A 26,904-nucleotide genomic window follows, 5' to 3' on the forward strand; every position below is an offset into this window, starting at 1 on the left:
GAGTTTTATGCCCGAGAAAAAAGGTTCGGCAGACGAAAAAGTATTGCATTGTTCGTTTTGCAATAAAAGCCAGCACGAGGTCCGCAAGCTGATCGCCGGGCCGTCGGTGTTCATCTGCGACGAATGCATAGACCTATGCAACGACATCATCCTCGAGGAAACCCACGAGGCTGCCAGGGACGCCATACGCAACGAACTGCCCACGCCGCGCGAGATCAAGAATTTTCTCGACGGCTATGTCATCGGCCAGGACCAGCCCAAGCGCAGCCTGGCAGTGGCGGTCTACAACCACTACAAGCGTATCCGCTACGGCGAGGTCAAGGGCGACGACGTCGAGCTCTCCAAGAGCAACATCCTGCTCATAGGGCCTACCGGCTCGGGCAAGACGCTGCTTGCCCAGACGCTGGCGCGCATGCTCGACGTGCCCTTCGTCATGGCCGACGCCACCACGCTGACCGAAGCCGGCTACGTGGGCGAAGACGTCGAGAACATCATCCAGAAGCTGCTGCAGAATTGCAATTACGATGTCGAGAAGGCGCAGCGCGCCATCGTCTACATCGATGAAATCGACAAGATCTCGCGCAAGTCCGACAACCCGTCTATCACGCGCGACGTGTCGGGCGAGGGCGTGCAGCAGGCGCTGCTCAAGCTCATCGAGGGCACCGTCGCCTCGGTGCCGCCGCAGGGCGGGCGCAAGCATCCCAACCAGGATTTCGTCCAGGTCGATACCACCAATATCCTGTTCATCGTGGGCGGCGCCTTCGACGGGCTGGAAAAGGTCATCCGCGACCGCACCGAGCGGTCCGGCATAGGCTTTGCGGCCTCGGTGCATGCCAAGTCCGAAAGCAGCGTGGGCGAGCTGTTCTCCGAGGTCGAACCTGAAGACCTCATCAAGTTCGGCCTGATCCCCGAGCTGGTCGGGCGCCTGCCCGTGGTGGCCACGCTCGAGGAACTCCAGGAAGAAACCCTGATCCGCATCCTCACCGAGCCCAAGAACTCGCTCATCAAGCAGTTCCAGAAGCTGTTCGAGATGGAAGACGTCGAACTCGACGTGCGTCCGCAGGCGCTGTCGGCCATTGCGCGGCGCGCGCTCAAGCGGCGCACGGGCGCGCGCGGCCTGCGCTCCATCGTCGAGCAGGCCCTGCTGGGCACCATGTACGAACTTCCCTCGCAGAAGAACGTCAAACGCGTGGTGCTGGACGAGAACGCGGTCGAGGGCAAGGGCTCGCCCCTGCTGATCTTCGCCGACCAGGATGCCAAGCCTGCCGAGCCCAAGGCCGAACGGCCCAAGCTGAAGGATGCGGCGGCCTGAACGCGCCCGCTACGCGGCCGTCAAAATACCTGTCAAGATTCCCCGTCCGGCGTAGCCGGCGGGGTATGCCCGCTCGTATAATGAGCTCGCATGAAGTATGCCAGGGGGATGCTCCGAACCCGTCGCCCCGCCTTGCCGCCGTCCTGGTACGGGCGCGCCGGGTCCGGGCCGGCCGTTCGGAATTTCCCCGGGGCTTGAATATTTGGCTATCGTCCATACATACACCCAGTATGCTGTGACGCGAGCCGGGCTTGCGCCCGCCCCGCGTTCCCAACGCGGTGTTTTTAAAGGAATTTATTATGTCTGCGAGCCAGATTCTAGCTTCAGAACCTATGGACTTGCCCCTGTTGCCCCTGCGCGACGTAGTGGTCTTCCCGCACATGGTGATACCGCTGTTCGTCGGCCGCCCGCGCTCCATCAAGGCGCTCGAGCTGGCCATGGAGGCCGGCAACAACATCATGCTGGTGGCGCAAAAGTCGGCCAGCAAGGACGACCCCACGCCCGACGATCTGTACGAAATCGGCTGCGCGGCCGGTATCCTGCAGATGCTGAAACTGCCAGACGGCACCGTGAAGGTGCTGGTCGAGGGCCTGCAGCGCGCCCGCATCCGCAACGTCAGCGACGCGGAAACCCATTTCATGGCGACTGTCGTGCCGGTGGCGCCTGACGCCGGCCAGGGCGCCGAATCCGAAGCCCTGCGCCGCGCGATCGTTGCCCAGTTCGAGCAGTACGTCAAGCTCAACAAGAAGATCCCCCAGGAAATCCTCACTTCCCTGAGCGGCATCGACGACGCCGGGCGCCTGGCCGACACCATCGCCGCGCATCTGCCCCTGAAGCTCGAGCAAAAGCAGAAGATGCTCGAGTCCATGGGCATCACCGAGCGCCTCGAAAACCTGCTGTCGCAGCTCGAGTCCGAGATCGACATCCTGCAGGTCGAGAAGCGCATCCGCGGCCGCGTCAAGAAGCAGATGGAAAAGAGCCAGCGCGACTACTATCTGAACGAGCAGGTCAAGGCGATCCAGAAAGAGCTCGGCGAGGGCGAAGAGGGCGCCGACATCGAAGAGCTCGAAAAGAAGATCACTGCCGCGCACATGTCCAAGGAAGCGCGCAAGAAGGCCGACGCCGAGCTCAAGAAGCTCAAGCTCATGTCGCCCATGTCGGCCGAGGCCACTGTGGTGCGCAACTACATAGACACGCTGATCGGCTTGCCGTGGCGCAAGAAGAGCCGCATCAACAACTCCATCTCCAACGCCGAGCAGGTGCTGGACGCCGATCACTACGGCCTCGAGAAGGTCAAGGAACGCATCGTCGAGTATCTTGCCGTGCAGCAGCGGGTGGACAAGCTCAAGGCGCCCATCCTGTGCCTGGTCGGCCCTCCGGGCGTGGGCAAGACCTCGCTGGGGCAGTCGCTGGCGCGCACCACGAACCGCAAGTTCGTGCGCATGGCGCTGGGCGGCGTGCGCGACGAGGCCGAGATCCGCGGGCACCGGCGCACCTACATAGGCTCGATGCCGGGCAAGATCCTGCAGAACATGTCCAAGGTGGGCGTGCGCAATCCCTTGTTCCTGCTCGACGAAATCGACAAGATGGGGGCCGATTTCCGCGGCGACCCGTCCTCGGCCCTGCTCGAGGTGCTCGATCCCGAACAGAACCACACGTTCCAGGATCATTACATCGAGGTCGACTTCGACCTGTCCGATGTGATGTTCGTGGCCACCAGCAACACGCTGAACATTCCGCCGGCGCTGCTCGACCGCATGGAAGTCATCCGGCTGTCGGGCTACACCGAAGACGAAAAAGTGCATATCGCCTTCGATCATCTGCTGCCCAAGCTCATGAAGAACAATGGCGTGCGCGAAGGCGAGATGTCGATCGACGAAAGCGCGGTACGCGACATCGTGCGTTATTACACGCGCGAAGCGGGCGTGCGCGCGCTGGAACGCGAGATCAGCAAGATCTGCCGCAAGGTGGTCAAGCGCTTGCTGGCCCAGGCCGCGTCCACGGACGCTTCCAAGGACGAAGCCGGGGTTGCGCCGGTGCAGGTGACGGCCGAGAATCTCGACGATTTCCTCGGGGTGCGCCGCTACAATTTCGGCATGGCCGAAAAAGAAAACAAGGTCGGGCAGGTCACTGGCCTGGCCTGGACCGAGGTCGGCGGCGATCTGCTGACGATCGAAGTAGCGGACATGCCGGGCAAGGGCGTAGTGCTGCGCACCGGCTCGCTGGGCGACGTCATGAAGGAATCGGTCGAGGCCGCCCGCACGGTGGTACGGGCGCGGGCGCAGCGCTGGGGCATTGCCAACAGCGCGTTTGAAAAACGCGACCTGCACGTGCACTTCCCCGAAGGCGCGACGCCCAAGGACGGTCCGTCCGCGGGCATCGCGATCACCACTGCCATGGTGTCGGCGCTGACGGGCATCCCGGTGCGCGCCGATGTCGCCATGACGGGCGAGATCACGCTGCGCGGCGAAGTGCTGCCGATCGGCGGCCTCAAGGAAAAGCTGCTGGCGGCACACCGGGGCGGCATCAAGGTAGTGATGATCCCCGAAGAAAACGTCAAGGACCTGGCCGAGATCCCGGACAACGTGAAGAATCATCTCGAGATCATTCCGGTGCGCTGGATAGACCGGGTGCTCGAGGTGGCGCTGCAGCACATGCCGACGCCGCTGTCCGACGCCGAGGTGGCCAAGCTGGCCGCCGAGTCGGTGGCCACGGCCAAGCCGACTCCCGACGATCCGTCGGGGGTGATGAAGCACTAAGCCCGGGGTAGTCTTCCCGCGCAACGCCGTTGCGGCCCTTCCGGCCGCAACGGCGTTTTTGTATGCGCCGGCGGCGCGATCAGCCGCCGAGCCGGGCCAGTTGGGCCCGGATTTTTTCCAGGGTGTCGGTGAACTGCGCGACGCGCGCCTTTTCCTGTTCGATCACGGCCGCGGGGGCGCGCTGCACGAAGTTCTCGTTGGCCAGCTTGCCCTGCGCCTTGGCGATTTCGCCTTCCAGGCGCGCCGCTTCCTTGCCCAGGCGCTGCTTTTCGGCGGCGGCGTCGATTTCCACGCGCAGCATCAGCTGCGTGGTGCCCACCACCTGCACCGGCGCACCGACGTCCGGCAGTTGCTCGGCCAGCGTTACGTCGCTGAGCTTGGCCAGTGCTGCCAGGTAGGGGCGGTTGCGCTCCAGCCCGGCTTGCTCGCCCAGGGCGATGAGCGGCACGCGCTGGGCCGGCGACAGGTTCATTTCCCCGCGCAGCGCACGCACCGCTTCCACCTGGGCTTTCAGTTCGGCGATCTGCGCGACGGCTTGCGCATCGTGCAAGGCCGTGTCGCCCACGGGGTAGGGCTGCACGCAGATGCTGGTTTCTTCGTCAGGCTTGCGGCGGCCGGCGGCCACCGAGACTTTCTGCCAGAGCTCTTCGGTAATGAAGGGGATGATGGGATGGGCCAGGCGCAGCACGGCCTCCAGCACCTGGATCAGGGTGCGGCGCGTGCCTTGCTGCTGCGCCGGGGTGCCGCCCTGCAACTGGACCTTGGCCAGTTCCACGTACCAGTCGCAGTATTCGTCCCAGACGAAGTGGTAGATGGCATTGGCGATGTTGTCGAAGCGGTACTCGGCATAGCCCTGTTCCACTTCGGCCGCCAGCCGCTGCAGCGCATCGACGATCCAGCGGTCGGCGAAGGACAGCTCGGCGGACTGCGCGCCGCCCAGGTCCTGGCCTTCGACGTTCATGAGCACGTAGCGGGTGGCATTCCAGAGCTTGTTGCAGAAGTTGCGGTAGCCTTCGCAGCGCTTGAGATCGAAGTTGATGTTGCGTCCCAGCGTGGCGTAGGCCGCCATGGTGAAGCGCAGCGCGTCGGCGCCATAGGCGGGAAAGCCCTGCGGGTAGTCCTTGCGAGTTTTTTTCTCGATGCTGGCGGCCTGGCGCGGGTTCATCAGCCCGGTGGTGCGCTTGGCCAGCAGGGCTTCCAGGCCGATGCCGTCGATGAGGTCCACGGGGTCTATGGTATTGCCCTTGGACTTGCTCATTTTCTTGCCGTCCATGTCGCACACGAGCCCGTGCACGTACACGTCGCGGAAAGGCACCTGGCCGGTCAGGTGCATGCTCATCATCACCATCCGCGCCACCCAGAAGAAGATGATGTCGAAGCCCGTCACCAGCACGCTGGAGGGCAGGTAGCGCTGCAGGTCGGGCGTCTGTTCGGGCCAGCCCAGGTCGGTGAAGGGCACCAGCGCCGACGAGAACCAGGTGTCGAGCACGTCGGGGTCGCGGGTCAGGGCGCCTTGCACGCCGGCGGCGGCGGCCTGCGCGCGCGCCTGCTCTTCGCTGCGCGCCACGAAGATGCGGCCGTCTTCGGCGTACCAGGCGGGAATCTGGTGGCCCCACCAGAGCTGGCGCGAGATGCACCAGTCCTGGATTTTCCCCAACCACTGGTTGTAGGTGGTGGTCCAGTTCTCCGGGTAGAAGCGTACGCGCCCGTCGGCCACTACTTGCAGCGCCACGTCGGTAATACTCTTGCCGGGATTGATGGCGCCTTCGGGCGCCGGCTTGCTCATGGCCACGAACCACTGGTCGGTAAGCATGGGCTCGATGACGCTGTTGCTGCGGTCGCCGCGCGGCACCATGAGCTTGTGCGCCTTGACGCTCTGCAGGGCGCCGATCGCCTCGAGGTCGGCGAGCACCTTCTTGCGGGCCTCGTAGCGGTCCAGGCCGCGATAGGCGGGCGGCGCGTTGTCGTTGATGTGCGCATCCAGGGTCAGGATGCTGATCATTTCCAGCCCATGGCGCTGGCCCACCGCATAGTCGTTGAAGTCGTGCGCCGGGGTGACCTTGACGACACCGGTGCCGAACTCGCGGTCTACATATTCGTCGGCGATGACGGGGATTTCGCGCTTGCACAGGGGCAGCGCGACCTTGCTGCCGATCAGGTGGGCGTAGCGTTCGTCCTCGGGGTGCACCATTACCGCCACGTCGCCCAGCATGGTCTCGGGACGGGTGGTGGCCACCACCAGGTGCGTGAGGCCGCCCACGGGCACGAGCAGCGGGTAGCGGATTTCCCACATGTGGCCTTCTTCTTCCTCGCTGACCACCTCGAGGTCGGAGACCGCGGTGCCCAGCACCGGATCCCAGTTGACCAGGCGCTTGCCGCGGTAGATCAGGCCCTGTTCGTAGAGGCGCACGAAGGTTTCCACCACGCCGCGCGACAGATTGTCGTCCATGGTGAAGTATTCGCGCGACCAGTCGGCCGACGAGCCCAGGCGCCGGAATTGTTCAGTGATGGCGCTGCCGGACTTTTGCTTCCATTCCCAGACTTTCTCGACGAAGCGCTCGCGGCCCAGGTCGTGGCGCGAGATTTTCTGGGCGTCGAGCTGGCGTTCGACCACGATCTGGGTGGCGATGCCGGCGTGGTCGGTGCCCGGTATGAAGACGGTGTCGTCGCCGCGCATGCGGTGGTAGCGCACCAGGCCGTCCATGACCGTCTGGTTGAAGGCATGGCCCATGTGCAGGGTGCCGGTGACGTTGGGCGGCGGGAACTGGATGACGTAGGGGCGGCTTTCCCGGCCCGCCGGCGGCTCGGTGTGCCGGCCTCCCGCGAAATAGCCGCTGGCCTCCCAGAGCGCGTACCAGCGCGATTCCAGCTCGCCGGGCTCGAAACTCTTGGGTAGCTGTGCGGAATCGTTCGTGGCGGACGGCGTGCTCGGGGCGGACTTGTTGCTCATGGTGTGTGGCGGATCTGTGTGCGGAAAGGGGCTGTGGGTGGGTGCGCAAGCGCAATTCAAGCCCTACATTTTATGATGCGGCAGCTTTCCTTACACATGCTAAAATTATTGGTTGGCAAAAACCTGCGTAAAGCTATTGTTTTTATTGGAAAAAGCATCGCGCAAGCGGGCTTGCGCGATGAAGGTCCGAAATGATGGCCCGAAACGAGGTCCCGAAATGAGGGTCCAAAGCCGAGGCCCGAAATGAGGGTCCGGGATGGAAGGTCACAAATGAGGGCCGGAAATCGCGAGGGCCGGAATGAGGGCCTGAAACCGGCCAGCCGAAAGATTCGGCCGGCTGAAAACCAAGGCTCGTGGCCGGAAGGCTGACAACCTGGCTTGAAACCCGGGCTTGAAACCGAATACGCAGGTGCGCGCGTGTTGCGCGCGCCGCGAAATACGAAATACTTTATTTAACTGGAGTTTACATGGCGATTGAACGCACCCTGTCCATCATCAAACCCGACGCCGTGGCCAAGAATGCCATCGGCCAGATCGTTGCCCGTTTCGAACAGGCCGGACTGAAGGTCGTTGCCGCGGCGCTCAAGCAACTGTCGCGTTCCGAAGCCGAGCGTTTCTACGCCGTGCACAAAGAGCGTCCCTTCTACAAAGACCTGGTCGACTTCATGGTGTCGGGCCCGGTCTTCGTGCAGGTGCTGGAAGGAGAAAGCGCGATCCAGAAGAATCGCGACCTGATGGGCGCCACCGATCCCAAGAAGGCAGCGCCGGGCACGATTCGCGCCGACTTCGCCGACAGCATCGACGCCAATGCGGTGCACGGCTCCGACGCGGCCGAAACCGCGGCGGTCGAAATCGCCTTCTTCTTCCCCGAAAGCGACATCCACAGCCGCTGATCGCAATGCGGCACGCCTGCGTGCCGCCCGTAATTCCTCGCACTCTCATGTCCGATACGCAAGCCGTCAATCTCCTGGGCCTGGACGCCCCCCACCTGGCCGAGCTGGTCGGCCAGTGGGGCGGCAAGCCATTCCGTGCCCGGCAGCTACAGCGCTGGATGCACCAGCGCGGGGTCGACTCGTTCGACGACATGAGCGACCTGGCGCGCGACTTCCGGCAGCGCCTGGCCGAGCATTGCGTGATTGCCGCGCCCGCCGTATCGACCGAGCAGCGCTCTACCGACGGCACCCGCAAGTGGCTGTTCGACGTCGGCCGCGGCAATGCCATCGAAACCGTCTTCATCCCCGAGGACGACCGCGGCACCCTGTGCATATCCAGCCAGGCCGGCTGCACGGTCGCATGTCCCTTCTGTTCCACGGGCTACCAGGGCTTCAACCGCAACCTGACCACGGCCGAGATCATCGGCCAGCTCTGGTATGCGCGGCGCGCGGTAGCCCAGGACATGGGCTCGGCGCGCAGCGACGGCACGGCGGTCGAGCCGGGCCGCGTCATCAGCAATGTGGTGATGATGGGCATGGGCGAGCCGCTGCTGAATTACGACCAGGTATTGGGGGCCTTGCGCCTGATGCTGGACGACAATGCCTACGGCCTGTCGCGCCGGCGCGTGACCGTCTCGACTTCGGGCGTGGTGCCCATGATGGACCGCCTCGGCCACGATTGCCCGGTGGCGCTGGCGGTGTCGCTGCATGCGCCCAACGATGCCCTGCGCGACAAGCTCGTGCCCCTGAACCGCAAGTATCCGCTGGCCGAGCTGCTGGCGGCGTGCAATCGCTACCTCGAGCATGCGCCGCGCGACTTCATCACGTTCGAGTACATCATGCTCGACGGCGTGAACGACGCCGACGAGCATGCGCGCGAGCTCATCGCTATTGCAAATCAGGTGCGATGCAAGTTTAATCTGATACCTTTCAATCCATTTCCGCAGTCGGGCCTGAAGCGCTCGCCGTCGGCGCGGGTGCGCCTGTTCGCGCAGCGCCTGCAGGATGCCGGTGTCGTCACGACGGTGCGCAAGACCCGTGGCGACGATATCGCGGCGGCCTGCGGCCAACTGGCCGGCGACGTCAAGGACCGCACGCGCATCGACCAGCGCCTGCCCGACCGCGCGACCATCGTGATCAAGAAGGAGCGAGGATGATCCAGCCTTTACGCAGCGAAGCCGTGCCGGACGTTCCGGAGCCCGCGCCGGCCCCTGCGCCCAAGGGCCTGGGGGCCACGCTCAAGGCCTTGCGCGAGGCCGGCCAGCTTACGCTGGGCGACGTCTCTGCGCGCCTGAAATTCTCCACCCGCCAGATCGAGGCCCTGGAAGCCGAGCAGTGGGACGACCTGCCCCGCGGCGCGCCGCTGCGCGGTTTCGTCAAGAATTACGGCCGCTACCTGGGCGCCGATGTCGATGCGCTGGTCGCCTTGCTCGACAGCCAGGTAGGCTCTACCGGGGCCCGGCCCCTGCCCATGAGCATGCCGGCTTCGCTGGGCGCGGCCGACCTGTCGGTGCAAGGCGAGCCCACGCACCGGCCCTGGGGCTGGCTCATCATTATCCTGATCCTGCTGATCGTGGTCGGTTTTTATGCGATCGAGCGCGGCTGGGTGCCCGATACCTGGCTGGTGTTCGATTGGCTGAAGTCCCTGAAGAAATGACGCAAGAATCCCCGCTGGCCGAGAGCCACGCCGTTCCCCCTTCCGTAGGCCCCGCCGCGCGTCGCGCGACCCGGCCGGTCAAAGTGCGCTGGTGCGACCGCGAGGTGCAGGTCGGGGGCGGGGCGCCGGTGGTCGTGCAGTCCATGACCAATACCGATACCACCGATGCGGCCGCCACCGCGGCGCAGGTCGCGAGCCTGGCCCGGGCAGGCTCCGAATTGGTGCGCATCACCGTCAATACGCCCGAGGCCGCGAGCGAGGTGCCCGCGATCCGCGAACGGCTCGACCGCATGGGCGTGCACGTGCCGCTGGTGGGCGACTTCCATTACAACGGCCACAAGCTGCTGTCGCAGTTCCCCGAATGCGCCCAGGCACTGTCCAAGTACCGCATCAATCCGGGCAATATGGGCGGCGGCAAGAAGCGCGACGACAATTTCGCGCAGATGATCGAAATCGCCTGCCGCTACGAAAAGCCGGTGCGCATCGGCGTCAACTGGGGCAGCCTCGACCACGAGTTGATGGCGCGCATGATGGACGACAACAGCCGCCGCGCCGAACCCTGGGACGCCCAGGCCGTGATGCGCGACGCGCTGGTCGTCTCCGCCATCAGCAATGCGCGCCGCGCCGAAGAACTCGGCCTGTCGCCCAACGCCATCGTGCTGTCGTGCAAGGTCAGCCACGTGCAGGACCTGATCACCGTATACCGCGACCTGTCGGCGCGCTGCGACTATCCCTTGCACTTGGGCCTGACCGAGGCCGGCATGGGCAGCAAGGGCATCGTCGCTTCCACGGCGGCCCTGGCCGTGCTGCTGCAGCAAGGCATAGGCGACACGATACGTATTTCCCTCACGCCCGAACCCGGCGGCGACCGGGCCCGCGAAGTCGTCGTGGCCCAGGAAATCCTGCAAAGCATGGGCCTGCGCGCCTTCACGCCCATGGTGGTGGCCTGCCCCGGCTGCGGGCGCACCAGCAGCACGTTCTTCCAGGAACTGGCCGCCAGCATCCAGGGCTATCTGCGCCAGCAGATGCCCATCTGGAAACAGCGCTATCCGGGCGTCGAGACCATGAACGTGGCCGTCATGGGCTGCGTGGTCAACGGTCCGGGCGAGAGCCGCCACGCCGACATCGGCATCAGCCTGCCGGGCACCGGCGAGGTGCCGGCCGCGCCGGTATTCATCGACGGCCAGCGCACGGTCACGCTCAAGGGCGAAAAAATAGCCGAGGAATTCCAGGCCATCGTCGAGCAATACGTGCAGCGGCGCTATGGTGCGCCGGATGCGCAGTGATGCCGGCTTGCAATCGAAAGCGGAACCTGGCGCCGGCCTGCGGGCAGCGCGGCGCCGCGTTTGCCGTTACGATTGCAGATCCGCGAGGCGGGAGCCGGCCGCGGGGCCGGCAATGCTTTTGATTACAGAGAACCTATGACGCAGTCGTTTCAGAAGGTACGTGCCCTGACGGGCATGAAGGATGTCCTGCCCGATGCCAGCGCCACCTGGGAGCAGCTCGAGCAGACCGTGCGCGCCTGGCTGGCGTCCTACGGCTACCGCAATATGCGCACCCCGGTGCTGGAGCACACCAGGCTGTTTGCCCGCGGCATCGGCGAGGTCACCGATATCGTCGAGAAAGAAATGTATTCCTTTGTCGATGCGCTCAGCGACGAACACCTGACGATGCGCCCCGAATTCACCGCGGGCATGGTGCGCGCCGCCATCGAACACAATATCCTGTACGACCGGCCGCAGCGGGTCTATGCGCTGGGCCCGGTGTTTCGCCGCGAGAAGCCGCAGCGCGGCCGCTACCGGCAGTTCCACCAGATCGACGTCGAGGCCCTCGGCCTGGCCGGCCCGGACATCGATGCCGAGCTGATCGTGATGCTGGCGCGCCTCTGGAAAATCCTGGGCTTGCAGGACATACGGCTGGAACTCAATTCGCTGGGGCAGGCCGACGAGCGCGCCGCCCACCGGGCCGCGCTGGTCGAATACCTGGAAAAAAACCTCGAGGTGCTCGACGAAGAAGCGCGCCGGCGCATGTACACCAATCCGCTGCGGGTGCTGGACACCAAGAACCCGGCGATGCAGGACATGGCCGACCGCGCGCCGCGCCTGTTCGACTTCCTGGGTGCCGAATCGCTGGCCCATTTCGATGGCGTGCGCGCGCGGCTGGACGATGCCGGCGTTGCCTATCGCCTCAATCCGCGCCTGGTGCGCGGCCTGGACTACTACAATCTGACGGTCTTCGAGTGGGTAACCGACCGGCTCGGGGCGCAAGGCACCGTGTGCGGCGGCGGACGCTATGATGGCCTGATCGAGCTGCTGGGCGGCAAGTCCGCGCCGGCGGTGGGTTTCGCCATCGGCATGGAGCGCCTGCTGGATCTCTGCGAACAGGCTGAAACCGCGGCCGGGCGGCCGGAATGCCAGGTGTACATGGTGCACCAGTCCGAGCCGACGCAGCGCATGGCGGCCCGCCTGGCCGAGCAATTGCGCGATGCCGGGCTGGACGTGATCGTGCACGCGGGCGCCACGGGGTTCAAGTCGCAATTCAAGCGCGCCGACGCCAGCGGCGCGACGGTTGCCGTGATCCTCGGCGCCGACGAGCTGCAGGCCGGCGCGGCGGCGGTGAAATGGCTGCGGGCCGGGGATTTCGACACCCGCGCGCAGCAAGAGACGGTGGCATTCGACCGCCTGGTGGAAGAATTGAAATCAAGGGTTTGACGCATGGCATACGATCTGGAAGAGCAGGAAAAACTGGAGGCGCTGCGCGCATGGTGGGACCGCTACGGCACCCTGAGCGCGGCCCTGGTGTTCGTCGTGGTCGCGGCCGTCGTCGGCTGGCGCGGCTGGCAGTGGTACCAGGGCCACGAGGCCAACCAGGCCATGAGCTATTTCGAGGCCCTCGAGAACGCCACGGGGCAGCAGGGCGACGACGCGCTGGCGCGCATCAAGGCGGCCAGCGAGACCCTGCGCAAGGAATATCCCAGTTCCGGCTACACGTCCCGCGCGGCGCTGGTGGCCGCCGATGCGCTGCAGGACCGCAACGACCTGGCCGATGCGCGCGCCCAGCTCGAATGGCTCATCCAGAGCGGCTCCGACCCGGCGCTGGTGCCCCTGGCGCATTTGCGCCTGGCCGGGCTGTTGCTCGAGCAGAAGCAGTATGATGCCGCTCTGGCCCAATTGAACCATGCCCCCGCGCCGTACGCCGGGCTTTATGCCGACCGGCGCGGCGACATCCTCGCGGCCCAGGGCAAGAAGGCCGAGGCCAAGGCCGCATGGACCGAAGCCGTCAAGGCCTTGGCCGGGCAGGCGGTGGTGCAGGTCATTCAACTGAAGATAGATGCCTTAGGCGGAGCCTGATCCCATGCATACTTCTCCCGTTCGCCGTGCCGTGCGCGGCTTCCTGCCGGCGCTGGGCCTGGCAGCCCTGGCCACACTGGCCGGCTGCTCGATGTTTTCCCACAAGAACCCGCGCTTCGAGCCCGCGCCGCTGACCGATTACCCGGCGGGCATCTCGGCGCGCATCGTCTGGTCCACTTCGGTCGGCAGCGGCGGCGGCTACGGTTTCGTGCCGGTGGTCGTGGGCGAAGCCGTCTATGCCGCCACGCCCAACGGTTCCGTGGCCAAGCTGGACCTGGCCTCGGGCCGCATGCTCTGGCAGGGCAGCGCCAAGACGGATCTTTCGGCAGGGGTCGGCTCCGACGGCCAGGTAACGGCCGTGGCCACAATGGGCGGCGAAGTGGTGGCCTTCGACGACCAGGGCAAGGAAAAATGGCGCGCCCGAGCCACCAGCCAGGTCGACATGCCGCCCACCGTCGGCGACGGCGTGGTGGTGGTGCGCAGCAGCGACTACCGCATCCAGGCCTACGACGAGAATACCGGCAAGCCCATGTGGAACGTGCAGCAGCCGGGCCCCGCGCTGGCGCTCAAGACCAATATGCAGATGGTCCTGGCGCAGGGCCTGCTGATTTCCGGCCTGCCCAGCGGCAAGCTGATCGCCGTCAACGCCCACGACGGCAACGTGCAGTGGGAGGGCTCCGTGTCTTCTTCCGAGGGGGCGACGGACCTGGACCGCATCTCCGACGTGGTCGGCACGCCGCTGATCCGCGGGCCCCTGCTGTGCGCCGCATCCTACCAGGGGCGCATCAAGTGCTTCGACGTATCGCAGGGCGGGCGCACGATCTGGGAACAGCGTTTTTCCAGCGCCACCGGCCTGACTGCAGACGCGCAGCAAGTCTATGCCTCGAACCAGCGCGGCGTCGTATATGCCTTCAGCCTGGCCGACGGCCATCAGGTCTGGAAGCAGGACGCATTGCGCTACCGTGACCTGTCCGGGCCGGCGGCCTTGTCGCAGGCGGTGGCCGTGGGCGATTACCAGGGCTATGTGCACTTCCTGTCGCCGCTCGACGGCCACTTGCTGGGCCGGCTGCAGATCGGCGGAGACGCGGTGCGTTCTCCACTGCTGGCCACCAGCCGAGGCTTCCTGGCGCAGTCGGGCAATGGCCATCTCGTGATGATTGGTGTCAATTGAATAAAGCCGTCTTCAAGCCGGTAGTGGCCCTGGTCGGCCGCGCCAACGTGGGCAAGTCCACGCTGTTCAACCGGCTGACTCGTTCGCGCGCCGCGCTGGTGGCCGACTTCTCGGGCCTGACCCGCGATCGCCATTACGGCGAGGGGCGGGCGGGCGATCGTCCGTTCATCGTGGTCGATACCGGCGGCTTCGAGCCCGTGGCCAAGGACGGCATCCTGCTCGAGATGGCGCGGCAGACGAAACAGGCGATCGCCGAATCCGACGTGGTGATCTTCCTGGTCGATGCCCGCGCGGGCGTGAATGCGCACGATCACGAGATCGCCCGGCTGCTGCGGCGCAGCGGCCAGCGCGTCTATCTTGCGGTCAACAAGGCCGAGGGCATGCGCCACGGCGGCGCCACCGCCGAATTCCACGAACTGGGGCTGGGCGAGCCCTATGCGATTTCCGCCTCGCACGGCGACGGCGTGATCGACCTGATCGAGCTCGCGCTGTCCTACCTGGACGAGCCCGCCGCGGATGCCGATAGCGCCACGGCCGCGGAGTTCGAAATCGACGAGGGCACGCACCTCGTGCACGAGCACGACGCTGCGCACGAGCAGGCCGGCGCGGCCGCCGCGCCGCAGGCCGTGGACCATCGCATCAAGCTGGCGATCGTCGGCCGCCCCAATGTCGGCAAGTCCACCCTCATCAACACGCTGCTGGGCGAAGAGCGGGTCATCGCCTTCGACCTGCCGGGCACCACGCGCGATGCGATCGAGATCGAATTCGAGCACGACGGCGTGGCCTACACGCTCATCGATACCGCGGGCCTGCGGCGCCGCGGCAAGGTGTTCGAGGCGGTCGAGAAGTTCTCGGTCATCAAGACCTTGCAGGCCATCGAGGCCTGCAACGTGGTGCTGCTGATGCTGGACGCGCGCGCCGAGATCTCCGACCAGGACGCGCACATCGCCGGCTTCGTGCTGGAGACGGGCAGGGCGCTGGTGGTGGCCATCAACAAATGGGACGGCACCGACCGCGAACAGCGCGAGCGCATCCAGCGCGACTTTGAGCGCAAGCTGCGCTTCCTGTCCTTTGCGCGCATGCACACGATCTCGGCGCTGAAGGGCCAGGGCGTCAAGGCGCTGCTCAAGTCGGTCAACGCCGCGCACGCTGCAGCCTTCGCCAAGCTTTCCACGCCGCGGCTGACGCGCACGCTGCATGCGGCGGTGGAGCAGCAGCCGCCGCCGCGCAAAGGCATCTTCCGCCCCAAGATGCGCTATGCCCACCAGGGCGGCCAGAATCCGCCGCTGATCGTCATCCACGGCAATGCGCTGGATGCTGTGTCCGACTCGTATCGGCGCTATCTCGAGGCGCGCTTTCGCGAGACCTTCGATCTCGCCGGCACGCCCCTGCGCATCGAATTCAAGTCTTCGCACAATCCATACGTACAGGGGTCTTAATTGGCCGGCCAGAGCAATTACTGGAGCGATCACGTCGCCGATCTCGCTCCCTACACCCCCGGCGAACAGCCGCGCGTGGACGGCCTGCTCAAGCTCAATACCAACGAGCATCCGTATGCCCCCTCGCCGCGCGCGCTCGAGGCCATACGCGCGGCCGCCGGCGACGGCTTGCGCCTGTACCCCGATTACGACAGCGTGGCGCTGCGCCAGGCAGTCGCGGCCTTGCATGGCGTCGATCCCGCGCAGGTATTCCCGGGCAACGGCTCCGACGAGGTGCTGGCGCATATTTTCGACGGCCTGTTCCGCAAGGCCGGGCGGCCGCTGCTGATGCCCGACATCAGCTACAGCTTCTACAAGACGTATTGCCGCCTGTACCGCATCGAGTGCGAACTGATACCGCTGGCCGAAGATTTCTCGGTCCGCGCCTCCGACTACGCCTCGCACGGCGGGCAGCCGGCGGGCATCGTCTTCGCCAATCCGAATGCGCCTACCGGCATGGAAATGACGCAGGCCGACATCGAGCTCATCCTGCGGGCGCATCCCGGCGTGCCCGTGGTGGTCGACGAGGCCTATGTGGATTTCGGCGCGCGCAGCGCCGTGCCGCTGATGGCCCGCTATCCGAACTTGGTTGTGGTGCACACTTTGTCGAAGTCGCGCGCGCTGGCCGGCCTGCGCGTCGGCTATGCATTGGGCAGTGTCGAGCTGGTCGAGGGCCTGCGGCGCATCAAAGATAGTTTCAATTCGTATCCGCTGGACCGGCTGGCGCAGGCCGGGGCGGTGGCCGCCATCGAGGACCGCGAGCATTTCGAACAGGGTTGCCGCGCTGTCATCCAGGCGCGCGAGGAACTGTCGCTCAGCCTGGCGGCGATGGGCTTCGAGGTGCTGCCCAGCAGGGCCAATTTCGTCTTTGCCCGCCATCCGGGGCGCGACGCGGCGCAGCTCGCCGCCGCGCTGCGCGAACAGCGCATCCTGGTGCGCCATTTCAAGACGCCGCGCATCGAACAATTCCTGCGGATTTCGGTGGGAACTCCTGAAGATTGCGAGCGTCTGTGTAGTGTGCTGGCCGGGATTCTGACCGCAGGCTGAGCGGATATCAAGCGGGTGCCAGCCCGCCGCTGATTACCTATCTATCAGTGTACGATCTGTGCACGATCGGCATTAATGTGAAACATAAATATTTGAATTCGGGGCACCCCGGCGCATGGCGTCTTGAGGGAAAACCCTGTAAAGTACCACTTTGAGTTTCAGTCCCAATAACAACACTACCGGAGCCTCGCCAATGAGCAACAAAGGGCAAACACTACAAGATCCATTTCTCAATGCGTTGCGTAAGGATCACGTGCCCGTTTCGATTTATCTCGTCAATGGCATCAAGCTGCAGGGCCAGGTCGAATCCTTCGACCAATACGTCGTACTGCTGCGCAATACCGTGACTCAAATGGTCTACAAGCACGCGATTTCCACTGTCGTACCGGCCCGGCCCGTCAGCTTCCAAGTGGACGAACCCGCTGAATAGCCTGCGCCGCGTTCTCATGCAGGACAGCCCGCCGTGCGCGCCGCGCCGGCGGGCATTTCGTTTGTCATGAAAGCCCTGATCATCAGTGTCGACCTCGGCAGCCCCGATTTCCAGGCGCACGCCGAAGAGTTCTCCATGCTGGCGCGCGGCGCCGGCGCCGAAATCGTGGGCACGGTCGTGGCGCGGCGCGCGCGGCCGGACGCCGCCCATTTCATCGGTTCGGGCAAGCTGGAAGAAGCCGTGCTGCTGGCCGGCCAGACCCACGCCGACATCGTCCTGTTCGACCAGCCGCTTACTCCCGCCCAGCAGCGCAATCTCGAGCGCGGCTTCAATCTGCGCGTGGTCGACCGCGTGGCGCTCATACTGGATATCTTCGCCTTGCGCGCCAAGAGCCACGAGGGCAAGCTGCAGGTCGAGCTCGCCCAACTGCAGCACTTGTCCACGCGCCTGACCCGGCTCTGGACCCACCTCGAGCGCCAGCGCGGCGGCATAGGCATGCGCGGCCCGGGCGAAGCCCAGCTCGAAATGGACCGGCGCATGATCGGCGCCAAGGTGCGCATATTGCGCGAACGCCTCGAAAAGGTGCAGCGCCAGCGCGGCACGCAGCGCCGGGCGCGCAGCCGCGGCAACACCTTGTCGGTATCGCTGGTGGGCTATACCAATGCCGGCAAGTCGACGCTGTTCAATGCCTTGACGCGCGCCGGGGCATACGCGGCCGACCAGTTGTTTGCCACGCTGGACACCACGACCCGCAGGGTCTGGATAGAAGGGGCGGGGCAGGTGGTGGTGTCGGACACCGTGGGTTTCATCCGCGATTTGCCTCCGACCCTGATAGCGGCGTTCAGGGCGACGCTGGAAGAAACCGTGCATGCCGACTTGCTGCTGCATGTGGTGGACGCGGCCAGCCCGCAGCGCGACGAGCAGATCGCCGAGGTCGACAAGGTGCTGGCCGATATCGGCGCGGCCGACATCCCCCGCATCCTGGTCTATAACAAGATCGACGCGGCCGGCCATGGCGCGGGCTACGAGCCCCGGGTAGAACGTAACGAACATGGTACCATTGCGCGAGTATTCCTCAGCGCGCTCGAACGCCGCGGCCTGGACGGCCTGCGCGCGGCTGTCGCCGAGGCGCACCAAATCGCGGGAAATAATGCGTTTCATGTCGAAAATCTTTAATTTGAACGATCCAGGCTGGGGGCGAGGCAACGGCAATGGCGGTTCCGAGCCGCCGCGGCGCCCTGACGGAAACGACGGTCCTCCCGATCTGGAAGAGGTCTGGCGTGATTTCAATAACCGCCTGGGCGCGCTGTTCGGCCGCAAGCCGCGGCGCGGCGGCAATTTCAACGGCGGCGGCAATGGCGGCAACAGCGGCGGCGGCCGTATCCCCATGCCCAAGAACACTCCGCGTGCGATCGCCGTTGCGATCATCATCCTGCTGGCCCTTTGGCTGGTCAGCGGCTTCTTCATCGTCCAGGAAGGCCAGGTCGCGGTAGTTACCAAGTTCGGCAAGTACAAGACCACCTATGGCCCGGGCCTGCAATGGCGCCTGCCGTATCCCATCGAGAACCAGCAACTGGTCAATATCTCGCAACTGCGCACCTTCGAGGTGGGCTTTCGCGGCACTGCACGCAACAAGATCCTGCCCGAGTCGCTGATGCTGACCAACGACGAGAACATCGTCGATGTGCAGTTCGTGGTGCAGTATCGCCTGCGGTCCGACGGCGCGCCCGACTATCTCTTCAAGACCAGCCACCCCGACGAATCCGTGCGCCAGGTGGCCGAGACCGCCATGCGCGAAGTGGTGGGCAAGAAGCCCATGGACTTCATCCTGTACTCGGGGCGCACACAGGTGGCCACCGAGGTGCAGAAGCTCACGCAAAGCATCCTCGACCGCTACCAGACCGGTATCCAGATCAGTACCGTGGCCATCCAGAACGTGCAGCCGCCCGAGCAGGTGCAGGCCGCCTTCGACGATGCGGTCAAGGCCGGCCAGGACCGCGAACGCCAGATCAACGAAGGCAATGCCTACGCCAACAAGATCCTGCCGGAAGCGCAGGGACAGGCGGCGCGCATGGTGCAGCAGGCCGAGGGCTACCGCGCCAAGGTGATCGGCGACGCCCAGGGCGACGCGGCGCGCTTCATGAGCATCGAAAGCGAATACGCCAAGAACCCGGAAATCCTGCGCGAGCGTTTCTACCTGGCCACCATGAAAGAAATCCTGGAAAACTCCAGCAAGGTGATGGTCGACACGCCGGCCGGCGGCAATGTGCTGTACCTGCCCCTGGACAAGATCATCCAGCAGGCCGCGCGATCCACGCCGCCCAGCGGCAGCGAAGCCGCAGCCTCGGCCACGGCCGCGGCTGCGGCTGCGGCTTCCGCGAAATCCCCGTCCGCGCCCACTCCGGCGGCGCGGCACAAGGCCTCGGACCTGCCCTCGCTGCAGGACTCCTTGTCGATCAACCGCTATTCGCGCTAGCCGGAGACCGCCATGCAACGTTTGATATCCGCCCTGGTCGGCCTGGTGATAGTGCTCGCGGTGCTGTCGTCCTGCGTGTTCATCGTGCGCGAGCGCGATTCGGCCCTTTTGTTCGCACTGGGTGAAGTGCGCGAAACCATTACCCAGCCCGGCCTGTATTTCAAGCTGCCGCCGCCGTTCGAGAACGTGGTGCTGCTGGACAAGCGCCTGCAGACGATCGAGACCACCGATCCCGAGCGCATCCAGACGGCCGAAAAGAAAAACCTGCTGATCGACTCCTTCGTCAAGTGGCGCATCGCCGATCCGCGCCAGTTCTACGTCACATTCGGGGCCAATGATCGCGCCGCGCAGGAACGCCTGCAGGCCCAGATCCGCGACGCCCTGAATGCGTCGGTCAATGTGCGCACGGTCAAGGAAGTCGTCTCCACCGAACGCGACAAGATCATGCAGGAAGTGCTCAATACGGTCGAGGCGCGCGCCAAGCCGCTGGGCGTGCAGGTGGTGGACGTGCGCCTGCGGCGCATCGAGTTCGCCCCCGAGATTTCCGAATCCGTCTACCGGCGCATGCAGGCCGAGCGCACGCAAGAGGCCAACCGCCTGCGCGCCACGGGCGCTGCCGACAGCGAGAAGATCCGCGCCCAGGCCGACCGCGAGCGCGAAGAAGTGCTGGCCAAGGCCTACGCCCAGGCGCAGGGCATCAAGGGGCAGGGCGATGCCAAGGCCAACTCGATTTATTCCGAGGCCTACGGCAAGAATCCGAAGTTCTTCAGCTTCTACAAGAGCCTGGAGGCCTATCGGGCGGCGTTCTCGAAGTCCAGCGACGTGCTGGTCCTGAGCCCGAAGTCCGACTTCTTCAAGTACTGGAACTCGCCCGACGGCGCCAAGCCGGCCCAACCCTAGCATCCGTTCCGGAGCCCGGCGCCGCGCGCGCCGGCCCGGCGTGGGCATGGCGGATTTGCCACAAGGCCGCGCCGCCCACTTGGGTAACGGCTTACATCAGGGTACAATAGCCTGTAAGTTTGATAGATTCATCCGCGAGCGACTGGGCGGGCTTACGCCCCCAGTCGTTTTTTTTTGCCGTCTGGCTGCCCAAAGGCAAAAATCGCCTGCAGGCAGCAAGCCCGGACACGGCGCAGCCCTGGGGCTTGCGCCCGTAAGCCGGCGGGTCGGGCGGTATGCCGGCCATCGGGCGAAAAACCGTCCGAAGGCCGGCTTCGGGGAATCTGGCCTGCCGCCTGCGGGCGGGAAATACGAAAAAGGGGGCTCCTTCGGGGGCATGGCCGGCACGCCGGCTTGCTGTTTTTGGTTCATTCATCCGCAAAAGATGTCCAATTGGCTGCTGCCAGAACACCTGGCCGATATTCTTCCCGCCGAGGCACGCCGCATCGAAGAGCTGCGCCGGGCCTTGCTGGATCTGTACCGTACCTACGGCTTCGAGCTGGTGGCGCCGCCGCTGGTCGAATACCTCGATTCGCTGCTCACGGGTAATGGCGGCGACCTGGGCTTGCGCACTTTCAAGCTGGTCGACCAGCTTTCCGGCCGCACCGTAGGGGTGCGGCCCGACATGACGCCGCAGGTGGCGCGCATCGACGCGCACCTGCTCAATCGCGAGGGCGTGACGCGGCTGTGCTATTGCGGGTCGGTGCTGCACGCGAGGCCGGCCGATTTGTTGTCCGACCGCGAGCTGCTGCAGATCGGCGCCGAAGTGTTCGGCCACGCGGGAGTGGAAGCGGATATCGAAATCATCCAGCTCGCCTTCGAAAGCGTGCAGCGCGCCGGGGTCGAGGGCGCCCGGCTGGACTTGAGCCATCCCGGCGTGGTGCACGCCATTGTGCAGGCCGACGCGGCCCTGGCGGAATCGGCCGAAGATTTGTCCGTGCTGCTCTCGAACAAGGATGTGCCGGGCCTGGAAGAATTGACTGCCCGCTTGCCGGGCCTGCGGCCGGACAGCCGCAAGGCGCTGCTGGCGCTGCCCTGGCTCTACGGCGGGCCCGAGGTGCTGGCTCGCGCGCGGCGCGAGCTGCCGGCCCTGCCGGGCGTAGCGGTGGCCCTGGGCGAGCTGGAATTGCTCTTGCGAGCCTTGCCCGACCACGATTTCGGCATCGATCTGGCCGATGTGGGCAGCGGCTACGGCTATCACTCGGGCGTGGTGTTCTCGATTTATGCCGAAGGCTGGCACGACGCCCTGGTCAAGGGCGGGCGCTACGACGGCATGGGCAAGTCGTTCGGCCGGGCACGGCCCGCCACCGGCTTCAGCCTGGATCTGCGCAAGCTGTCTTCCGGGCTGCCGCCGCCGCCCCTGGCGCGAGCTATCCGCGCCCCCTGGGGCGCGGATGCCGGCCTGGTCCAGGCCTTGCGGGCGCTGCGCCAGTCCGGCGAGATTGTCGTGCAGTCCCTGCCCGGCCATGCGCAGCGGCTGGATGAATTCACTGTCGACCGGGAACTGGTTCTCGAAGACGGCACATGGAAAGTGAGGGCGATCCAGTGGCCTGCCGATAGACAGGCCGCTGAGGCCGGCGGCAACGGCGGCATCGCGTGATTTAAACTCCTTCGGCCCTGCCTGGGCTGATGTTTTTTTCGGTTCGAAACATGAGCAAGAACATTGTTGTGATCGGCACCCAATGGGGTGATGAGGGCAAGGGCAAGATCGTCGACTGGCTGGCCGAGTCCGCCCAGGGCGTGGTGCGCTTCCAGGGCGGCCACAATGCCGGCCACACGCTATGGATCAATGGCAAGAAGACGATATTGCGCCTGATCCCTTCGGGCATCATGCATCCGGGCGTGACTTGCTATATCGGCAATGGCGTGGTGTTGTCGCCCGAGGCGCTGCTCAAGGAAATCGCCGAGCTCGAGGCCGCCGGCCTGCATGTGCGCGACCGCCTGCAGATCTCGCCCGCCTGCCCGCTGATCCTGCCTTATCACATTGCGGTCGACCAGGCGCGCGAGAATCGCAAGGGCGAAGGCAAGATCGGCACAACGGGCCGCGGCATCGGCCCTGCCTACGAAGACAAGGTGGCGCGCCGCGCGCTGCGTGTGCAGGACCTTTACAACCCGCCGGTGTTCGACGAAAAGCTGGCCGAGACGCTCGAATATCATAATTTCGTGCTGACTCATTACCTGAATGCGGCCGCGCTGTCGCTGGACGAGGTGCGCGAACAAGCCATGGCGCTGGCCCCTGAGCTGGAGCCGATGGTGGCGGATGTGTCCCACAATCTGAGCATGGCCGGCAAGGCCGGCCACCGCCTGTTGTTCGAGGGCGCCCAGGGTTCGCTGCTGGACATCGATCACGGCACTTATCCGTATGTGACGAGCAGCAATTGCGTGGCGGGGGCTGCGGCCGCGGGCGCGGGCGTCGGTCCGCAATGCCTGGATTATGTGCTGGGCATCGCCAAGGCCTACACGACGCGGGTGGGCTCGGGGCCGTTCCCCAGCGAGCTGCTGGACGAGACGGGGGCGCACCTGGCTACGGTGGGCAAGGAGTTCGGTTCGGTGACCGGCCGTCCGCGCCGCTGCGGCTGGTTCGATGCCGCGGCTATGAAGCGTTCGGTCATGATCAATGGCATTTCGGGCTTGTGCATTACCAAGCTGGATGTGCTGGACGGCCTGGATCAGATCAAGATAGGCGTGGGCTACCGCTATCGCGGCGAGTTCCTGGATGTGTTGCCGTATGGCGCTCATGCGGTGGCGGAGGCGGAGCCGGTGCTGGAAGAACTCGCGGGCTGGGGCGAGTCGACGGTGGGCATTACGGACTACGACAAGCTGCCTATCAATGCGCGCCGCTATCTGGAGCGTATTTCGGATCTCTGCGAGGTACCGATCGACATGGTGTCTACGGGCCCCGACCGGCTGGAAACTATCGTCCTGCGTCATCCTTTCAAGGCTTGATTTCCGGGCTCGGCGCGGCCCGCCTGGGCTGTGGCGGGCTTGGCGAATCCGGGTGGCATGTTGGTTGCGAGGTGCATGAGACCCGTGCGCGGGGCGGGCGGCCCCGGCTTTTCTCGCGCGGCTCGCGGGTTTATGATGACGGACCTTGAATCCCCGCAATTTCCGGAATCGACAGTATGAACCTGCCTCCGAGCACAGACCGCGACCTTTGGGTCAGTTGGGACCAATACCACAGCATGATCGAGCGCCTGGCGCTGTCGGTTTTCGAGGCGGGTTGGGAGTTCGACAATATCGTTTGCCTGGCGCGCGGCGGTGTGCGGGTGGGGGATGTGCTGTCGCGTATTTTCGATGTGCCGTTGGGTATTCTGGCTACCAGCAGTTATCGCGAGGCGGCAGGCACGCAGCAGGGGCAGCTGGATATTGCGCAGTTCATTACGATTACGCGCGGCACGCTGGAGGGCAGGGTGCTGCTGGTCGATGATATGGTCGACACCGGGCTGACTTTCATCAAGGTGGCCGAGCATTTGCGTGAGCAATTTCCGGCTATTTCCGAGCTGCGCAGCGCGGTGTTGTGGTGGAAGGGGCATTCCAAGGCGACGCCGGATTATTTCGTCGACAAGTTGCCTACCAATCCGTGGATTCATCAGCCTTTCGAGGATTACGACAGCTTGCGTCCGCATCAGTTGGAGGCGTGGGTGCGTAAGGGTAAGCGGGGCTGATCGGAGGCGGGGTTTTGAAGGCCGGGCGGTCGGACGATGGCTGGCCGGAAGATGGCCGATCGAAAAATGATCGGTCGAAAAAATGGTCGGTCGAAAAAATGATCGGTCGAACGGGAGCTGCTTCAGCGCGGCGGGCTTGGTCTAAGGTTCTAGGCTGGTTGTTGGGTTCTTGACCCGCGTCGCGGGCGGCTGGCGCCAGGCAGGCTCGCTCGCCCGACCCCGGCTACGCCGGGGTTGCCCTTGACCTCCGGACGTTTTGGGGGCGGTCAGCAAACTCGCCCGGCGCACCAGCCCCCGGCTGGTGCGCACCCGTCGGGCTCAAACAGTGCTTCCCTTGCATCCCCCAAAACGCCCTACGGTGGCGGCGGGCTCGGACGAGCCTGCCTGGCGCCAGCCGCCCACGACGCTGGACGGTGGTGATGGGCGGGGCGTTGGGGGATGGGGTACAGGGCGGTGGCGTTGAGCGGTGCGATGGGCGATGGGCGATGGGCGATGGGCGATGGGCGACGGCGGGCTGGTGGACCGGTGGACTGGTGGACTGGTGGACTGGCGGACTGGCGGACTGGCGGACTGGCGGACTGGCGGACTGGCGGACTGGCGGACTGGCGGACTGGCGGACTGGCGGACTGGCGGACTGGCGGACTGGCGGATTGGCGGATTGGCGGATTGGCGGATTGGCGGCGCCGGGCGCCTGCTGGTTTGGATGCCGGGGGCTACTGGTATCTGTTGTAGCTGTTTCATGCTAAAATTTTAGGTTGACCAAGGACTGAAGCGCAGGCTGCCTATAAATGGTGGTGTTTTGGCGATGTTTTCGCTGTTTTTGCGCGGGTCCGAGCCAGGATTATTTGGTTTTAATCTGTTTTTCGCATTATCTATTTTTCTTAACACGAATTTCTAAACACAAGGCCTTACGAACTACATGCCTACTGTACGCCTGAAAGAAAACGAGCCTTTTGAAGCTGCTTTGCGCCGCTTCAAGCGCACTATCGAAAAAATCGGCCTGCTGACCGAACTGCGTTCGCGCGAATTCTATGAAAAGCCCACGGCCGAGCGCAAGCGCAAGCATGCCGCCGCGGTGAAGCGTCACTACAAGCGTATCCGCAGCCAGCAACTGCCGCCGCGCCTGTATTGATCGGCTCGCGGTGATTGATACGGATTTGCAATCGTAGAGGCGGCCCGTGCCGCGGCAGTTCGTGCCGCGACGATCGGCACTGTGGCGGCCGGCGCTTTGGCGCTGGATATTGCGGTAATCAAACTCGTGGCGGCCGCGTAGCAGCGGCCAAGTTGCGGCAGGCGCGCCGGCATGACGGGACGCGCGGCCGCGGACGATATAATTGGTTCGGCGACGCTCCTGGCGGCGCCGTTATCATCTTGATTGCAGATCTGTATGATTCCTGAATCGTTCGTTCAGGACCTGCTCGCCCGGGTCGATGTCGTCGATGTCGTCGGGCGCTACGTACAGTTGCGCAAGGGCGGGGCCAATCTGCTGGGCCTGTGTCCCTTCCATAACGAGAAAAGCCCGTCCTTCACGGTAAGCCCCACCAAGCAGTTCTATCACTGTTTCGGCTGCGGGGCGCACGGTACTGCCATCACGTTCCTCATCGAGCACACCGGGGCCAGTTTCCCCGAGGCGGTGCGCGCGCTGGCGGGCAATGTGGGCATGACGGTGCCTGAAGAGCCGCGCAGTCCGCGGCAGCAGGCTGCAAGCCGGCGCCGCAAGGAAGAGGTGTCGCGCCACCAGCAGGTGCTGGAAACAGCGCAGGCGCAGTATCTGCGGCTGCTCAAGGGGTCCGAGGCGGCGATCGCTTATTTGAAGCGACGCGGCCTGACGGGCGCTATTGCGGCGCGGTTCGGGCTGGGCTGGTCGGGCACGGATCGGCGCGGGCTGGCTGCGGTGTTTCCGCATTACGAGGATCCGACGCTGGTCGAATCCGGCCTGGTGATCGAGGCGGAGGACGGGCGTCGCTATGATCGTTTCCGCGAGCGCGTCATGTTTCCGATCCGCAATGCGCGCGGCAAGCTGATCGGCTTCGGCGGGCGCATTATCGGCAAGGGCGAGCCCAAGTACCTGAATTCTCCCGAGACGCCGTTGTTCTCGAAGGGCCAGGAACTCTACGGCCTGTGGGAGGCCCGCGCGGGCATCCGGGCGCAGGGTTGTGTGCTGGTGGTGGAAGGCTATATGGATGTGGTGGGCCTGGCCCAGCTCGGCGTGGAAAATGCCGTGGCGACGCTGGGCACGGCCACGACGGCCGATCATATCCAGAAGCTGTTGCGTACCAGCGACAGGATCATTTTCAGTTTCGACGGCGATGCCGCGGGCCGGCGGGCCGCCTGGCGCGCGCTGCAGGCTTGCCTGCCGATGTTGCGCGACGATGTTTCGGTGCGTTTTCTGTTTTTGCCACCCGAGCATGACCCCGATTCTTATGTGCGCGAATTCGGCGCCGAGGCATTCCGGGCCTGCATGGATGATGCGGTGCCGCTGTCGCGCTTCCTGATGGAAGAGCTGGCGGCGCGCCATCCGATGGACGAGGCCGAAGGGCGGGCCGCCTGCGTGCACGAGGCCCGGCCGCTGCTGGCCATGTTGCCGGAGGGTACGACGCTGCGCCTGCAGATCGAGCGCGAATTCGCGCGCCAGGTGCTGTTGACGCCCGAAGAGTTGGCGGCGATGCTGGCCGCGCAGCCTCCGGGCCGCCAGCCGCTGGCGGTCGCCGCGGGCCGGCAGGCGAACGCTGCGGCGC

Annotated in this window: 21 protein-coding genes; 20 read left to right on the forward strand and 1 reads right to left on the reverse strand. The window is 65.1% G+C overall.

Annotated features, from left to right (window positions below; genetic code table 11):
* The first annotated feature begins 7 nt into the window (after positions 1 to 7).
* Complete coding sequence (clpX, locus tag KVP10_RS14060; RefSeq protein ID WP_217965223.1) at positions 8 to 1,312, forward strand: ATP-dependent Clp protease ATP-binding subunit ClpX; 1,305 nt, start codon at positions 8 to 10, stop codon at positions 1,310 to 1,312.
* A gap of 299 nt (positions 1,313 to 1,611) precedes the next feature.
* A complete protein-coding gene (gene lon / locus KVP10_RS14065) occupies positions 1,612 to 4,071 on the forward strand; it encodes an endopeptidase La (protein ID WP_217965224.1) in 2,460 nt (819 codons plus the stop codon).
* A 79-nt stretch (positions 4,072 to 4,150) separates the two neighbouring features.
* Here lon and KVP10_RS14070 read toward each other — a convergent pair whose 3' ends face one another.
* On the reverse strand, positions 4,151 to 7,021 hold the full coding sequence (locus tag KVP10_RS14070) for a valine--tRNA ligase (protein ID WP_217965225.1): 2,871 nt from the start codon (positions 7,019 to 7,021) through the stop codon (positions 4,151 to 4,153).
* A 467-nt stretch (positions 7,022 to 7,488) separates the two neighbouring features.
* Here KVP10_RS14070 and ndk point away from each other — a divergent pair, with 467 nt between their 5' ends.
* The 18 genes from ndk to dnaG all read left to right on the forward strand — a co-directional run.
* The gene (gene ndk, locus KVP10_RS14075; protein ID WP_217965226.1) at positions 7,489 to 7,914 is read left to right on the forward strand and encodes a nucleoside-diphosphate kinase; all 426 of its coding nucleotides are present in this window, start codon (positions 7,489 to 7,491) and stop codon (positions 7,912 to 7,914) included.
* 47 nt (positions 7,915 to 7,961) lie between these two features.
* On the forward strand, positions 7,962 to 9,110 hold the full coding sequence (gene rlmN, locus KVP10_RS14080; RefSeq protein WP_217965227.1) for a dual-specificity RNA methyltransferase RlmN: 1,149 nt from the start codon (positions 7,962 to 7,964) through the stop codon (positions 9,108 to 9,110).
* Entirely contained in the window at positions 9,107 to 9,610 is a 504-nt protein-coding gene (locus KVP10_RS14085; protein WP_217965228.1) for a helix-turn-helix domain-containing protein, read from the forward strand. Before rlmN ends, KVP10_RS14085 begins: the two co-directional genes overlap by 4 nt.
* Positions 9,607 to 10,896: a flavodoxin-dependent (E)-4-hydroxy-3-methylbut-2-enyl-diphosphate synthase gene (ispG, locus tag KVP10_RS14090; protein ID WP_217965229.1), complete on the forward strand. Its 1,290-nt coding sequence runs from the start codon at positions 9,607 to 9,609 to the stop codon at positions 10,894 to 10,896. Before KVP10_RS14085 ends, ispG begins: the two co-directional genes overlap by 4 nt.
* Positions 10,897 to 11,031: 135 nt before the next feature.
* The gene (hisS, locus tag KVP10_RS14095; protein WP_217965230.1) at positions 11,032 to 12,321 is read left to right on the forward strand and encodes a histidine--tRNA ligase; all 1,290 of its coding nucleotides are present in this window, start codon (positions 11,032 to 11,034) and stop codon (positions 12,319 to 12,321) included.
* Between the two features lie 3 nt (positions 12,322 to 12,324).
* On the forward strand, positions 12,325 to 12,960 hold the full coding sequence (locus tag KVP10_RS14100; RefSeq protein WP_217965231.1) for a YfgM family protein: 636 nt from the start codon (positions 12,325 to 12,327) through the stop codon (positions 12,958 to 12,960).
* 4 nt (positions 12,961 to 12,964) lie between these two features.
* Positions 12,965 to 14,131: an outer membrane protein assembly factor BamB gene (gene bamB, locus KVP10_RS14105; protein WP_217965232.1), complete on the forward strand. Its 1,167-nt coding sequence runs from the start codon at positions 12,965 to 12,967 to the stop codon at positions 14,129 to 14,131.
* Positions 14,128 to 15,570 carry a ribosome biogenesis GTPase Der gene (gene der / locus KVP10_RS14110; RefSeq protein ID WP_217965233.1) on the forward strand — a complete coding sequence of 481 codons (1,443 nt, stop codon included), beginning with the start codon at positions 14,128 to 14,130 and terminating at the stop codon, positions 15,568 to 15,570. The genes bamB and der overlap by 4 nt, the downstream gene beginning before the upstream one ends.
* Complete coding sequence (gene hisC, locus KVP10_RS14115; RefSeq protein WP_217965234.1) at positions 15,571 to 16,656, forward strand: histidinol-phosphate transaminase; 1,086 nt, start codon at positions 15,571 to 15,573, stop codon at positions 16,654 to 16,656.
* 193 nt (positions 16,657 to 16,849) lie between these two features.
* A complete protein-coding gene (gene hfq / locus KVP10_RS14120) occupies positions 16,850 to 17,086 on the forward strand; it encodes an RNA chaperone Hfq (RefSeq protein ID WP_217965235.1) in 237 nt (78 codons plus the stop codon).
* 66 nt (positions 17,087 to 17,152) lie between these two features.
* Complete coding sequence (gene hflX, locus KVP10_RS14125; RefSeq protein ID WP_217965236.1) at positions 17,153 to 18,262, forward strand: GTPase HflX; 1,110 nt, start codon at positions 17,153 to 17,155, stop codon at positions 18,260 to 18,262.
* The gene (gene hflK, locus KVP10_RS14130) at positions 18,237 to 19,562 is read left to right on the forward strand and encodes an FtsH protease activity modulator HflK (protein ID WP_217965237.1); all 1,326 of its coding nucleotides are present in this window, start codon (positions 18,237 to 18,239) and stop codon (positions 19,560 to 19,562) included. The genes hflX and hflK overlap by 26 nt, the downstream gene beginning before the upstream one ends.
* 12 nt (positions 19,563 to 19,574) lie before the next feature.
* Positions 19,575 to 20,462 carry a protease modulator HflC gene (gene hflC, locus KVP10_RS14135; protein ID WP_217965238.1) on the forward strand — a complete coding sequence of 296 codons (888 nt, stop codon included), beginning with the start codon at positions 19,575 to 19,577 and terminating at the stop codon, positions 20,460 to 20,462.
* 424 nt (positions 20,463 to 20,886) lie between these two features.
* A complete protein-coding gene (locus KVP10_RS14140) occupies positions 20,887 to 22,101 on the forward strand; it encodes an ATP phosphoribosyltransferase regulatory subunit (protein ID WP_217965239.1) in 1,215 nt (404 codons plus the stop codon).
* A 50-nt stretch (positions 22,102 to 22,151) separates the two neighbouring features.
* Complete coding sequence (locus KVP10_RS14145; protein WP_217965240.1) at positions 22,152 to 23,447, forward strand: adenylosuccinate synthase; 1,296 nt, start codon at positions 22,152 to 22,154, stop codon at positions 23,445 to 23,447.
* A 176-nt stretch (positions 23,448 to 23,623) separates the two neighbouring features.
* Positions 23,624 to 24,166, forward strand: coding sequence for a phosphoribosyltransferase (locus KVP10_RS14150; protein ID WP_217965241.1), 543 nt, complete (start codon positions 23,624 to 23,626; stop codon positions 24,164 to 24,166).
* Between the two features lie 919 nt (positions 24,167 to 25,085).
* A complete protein-coding gene (gene rpsU / locus KVP10_RS14155; protein WP_017524081.1) occupies positions 25,086 to 25,298 on the forward strand; it encodes a 30S ribosomal protein S21 in 213 nt (70 codons plus the stop codon).
* 255 nt (positions 25,299 to 25,553) lie between these two features.
* Positions 25,554 to 26,904 (forward strand): DNA primase (gene dnaG, locus KVP10_RS14160; protein ID WP_217965242.1); only part of this gene is annotated, 1,351 nt, incomplete at its 3' end.

The sequence above is a fragment of the Candidimonas humi genome (genome assembly GCF_019166065.1).
GTDB lineage: Bacteria > Pseudomonadota > Gammaproteobacteria > Burkholderiales > Burkholderiaceae_B > Candidimonas > Candidimonas humi.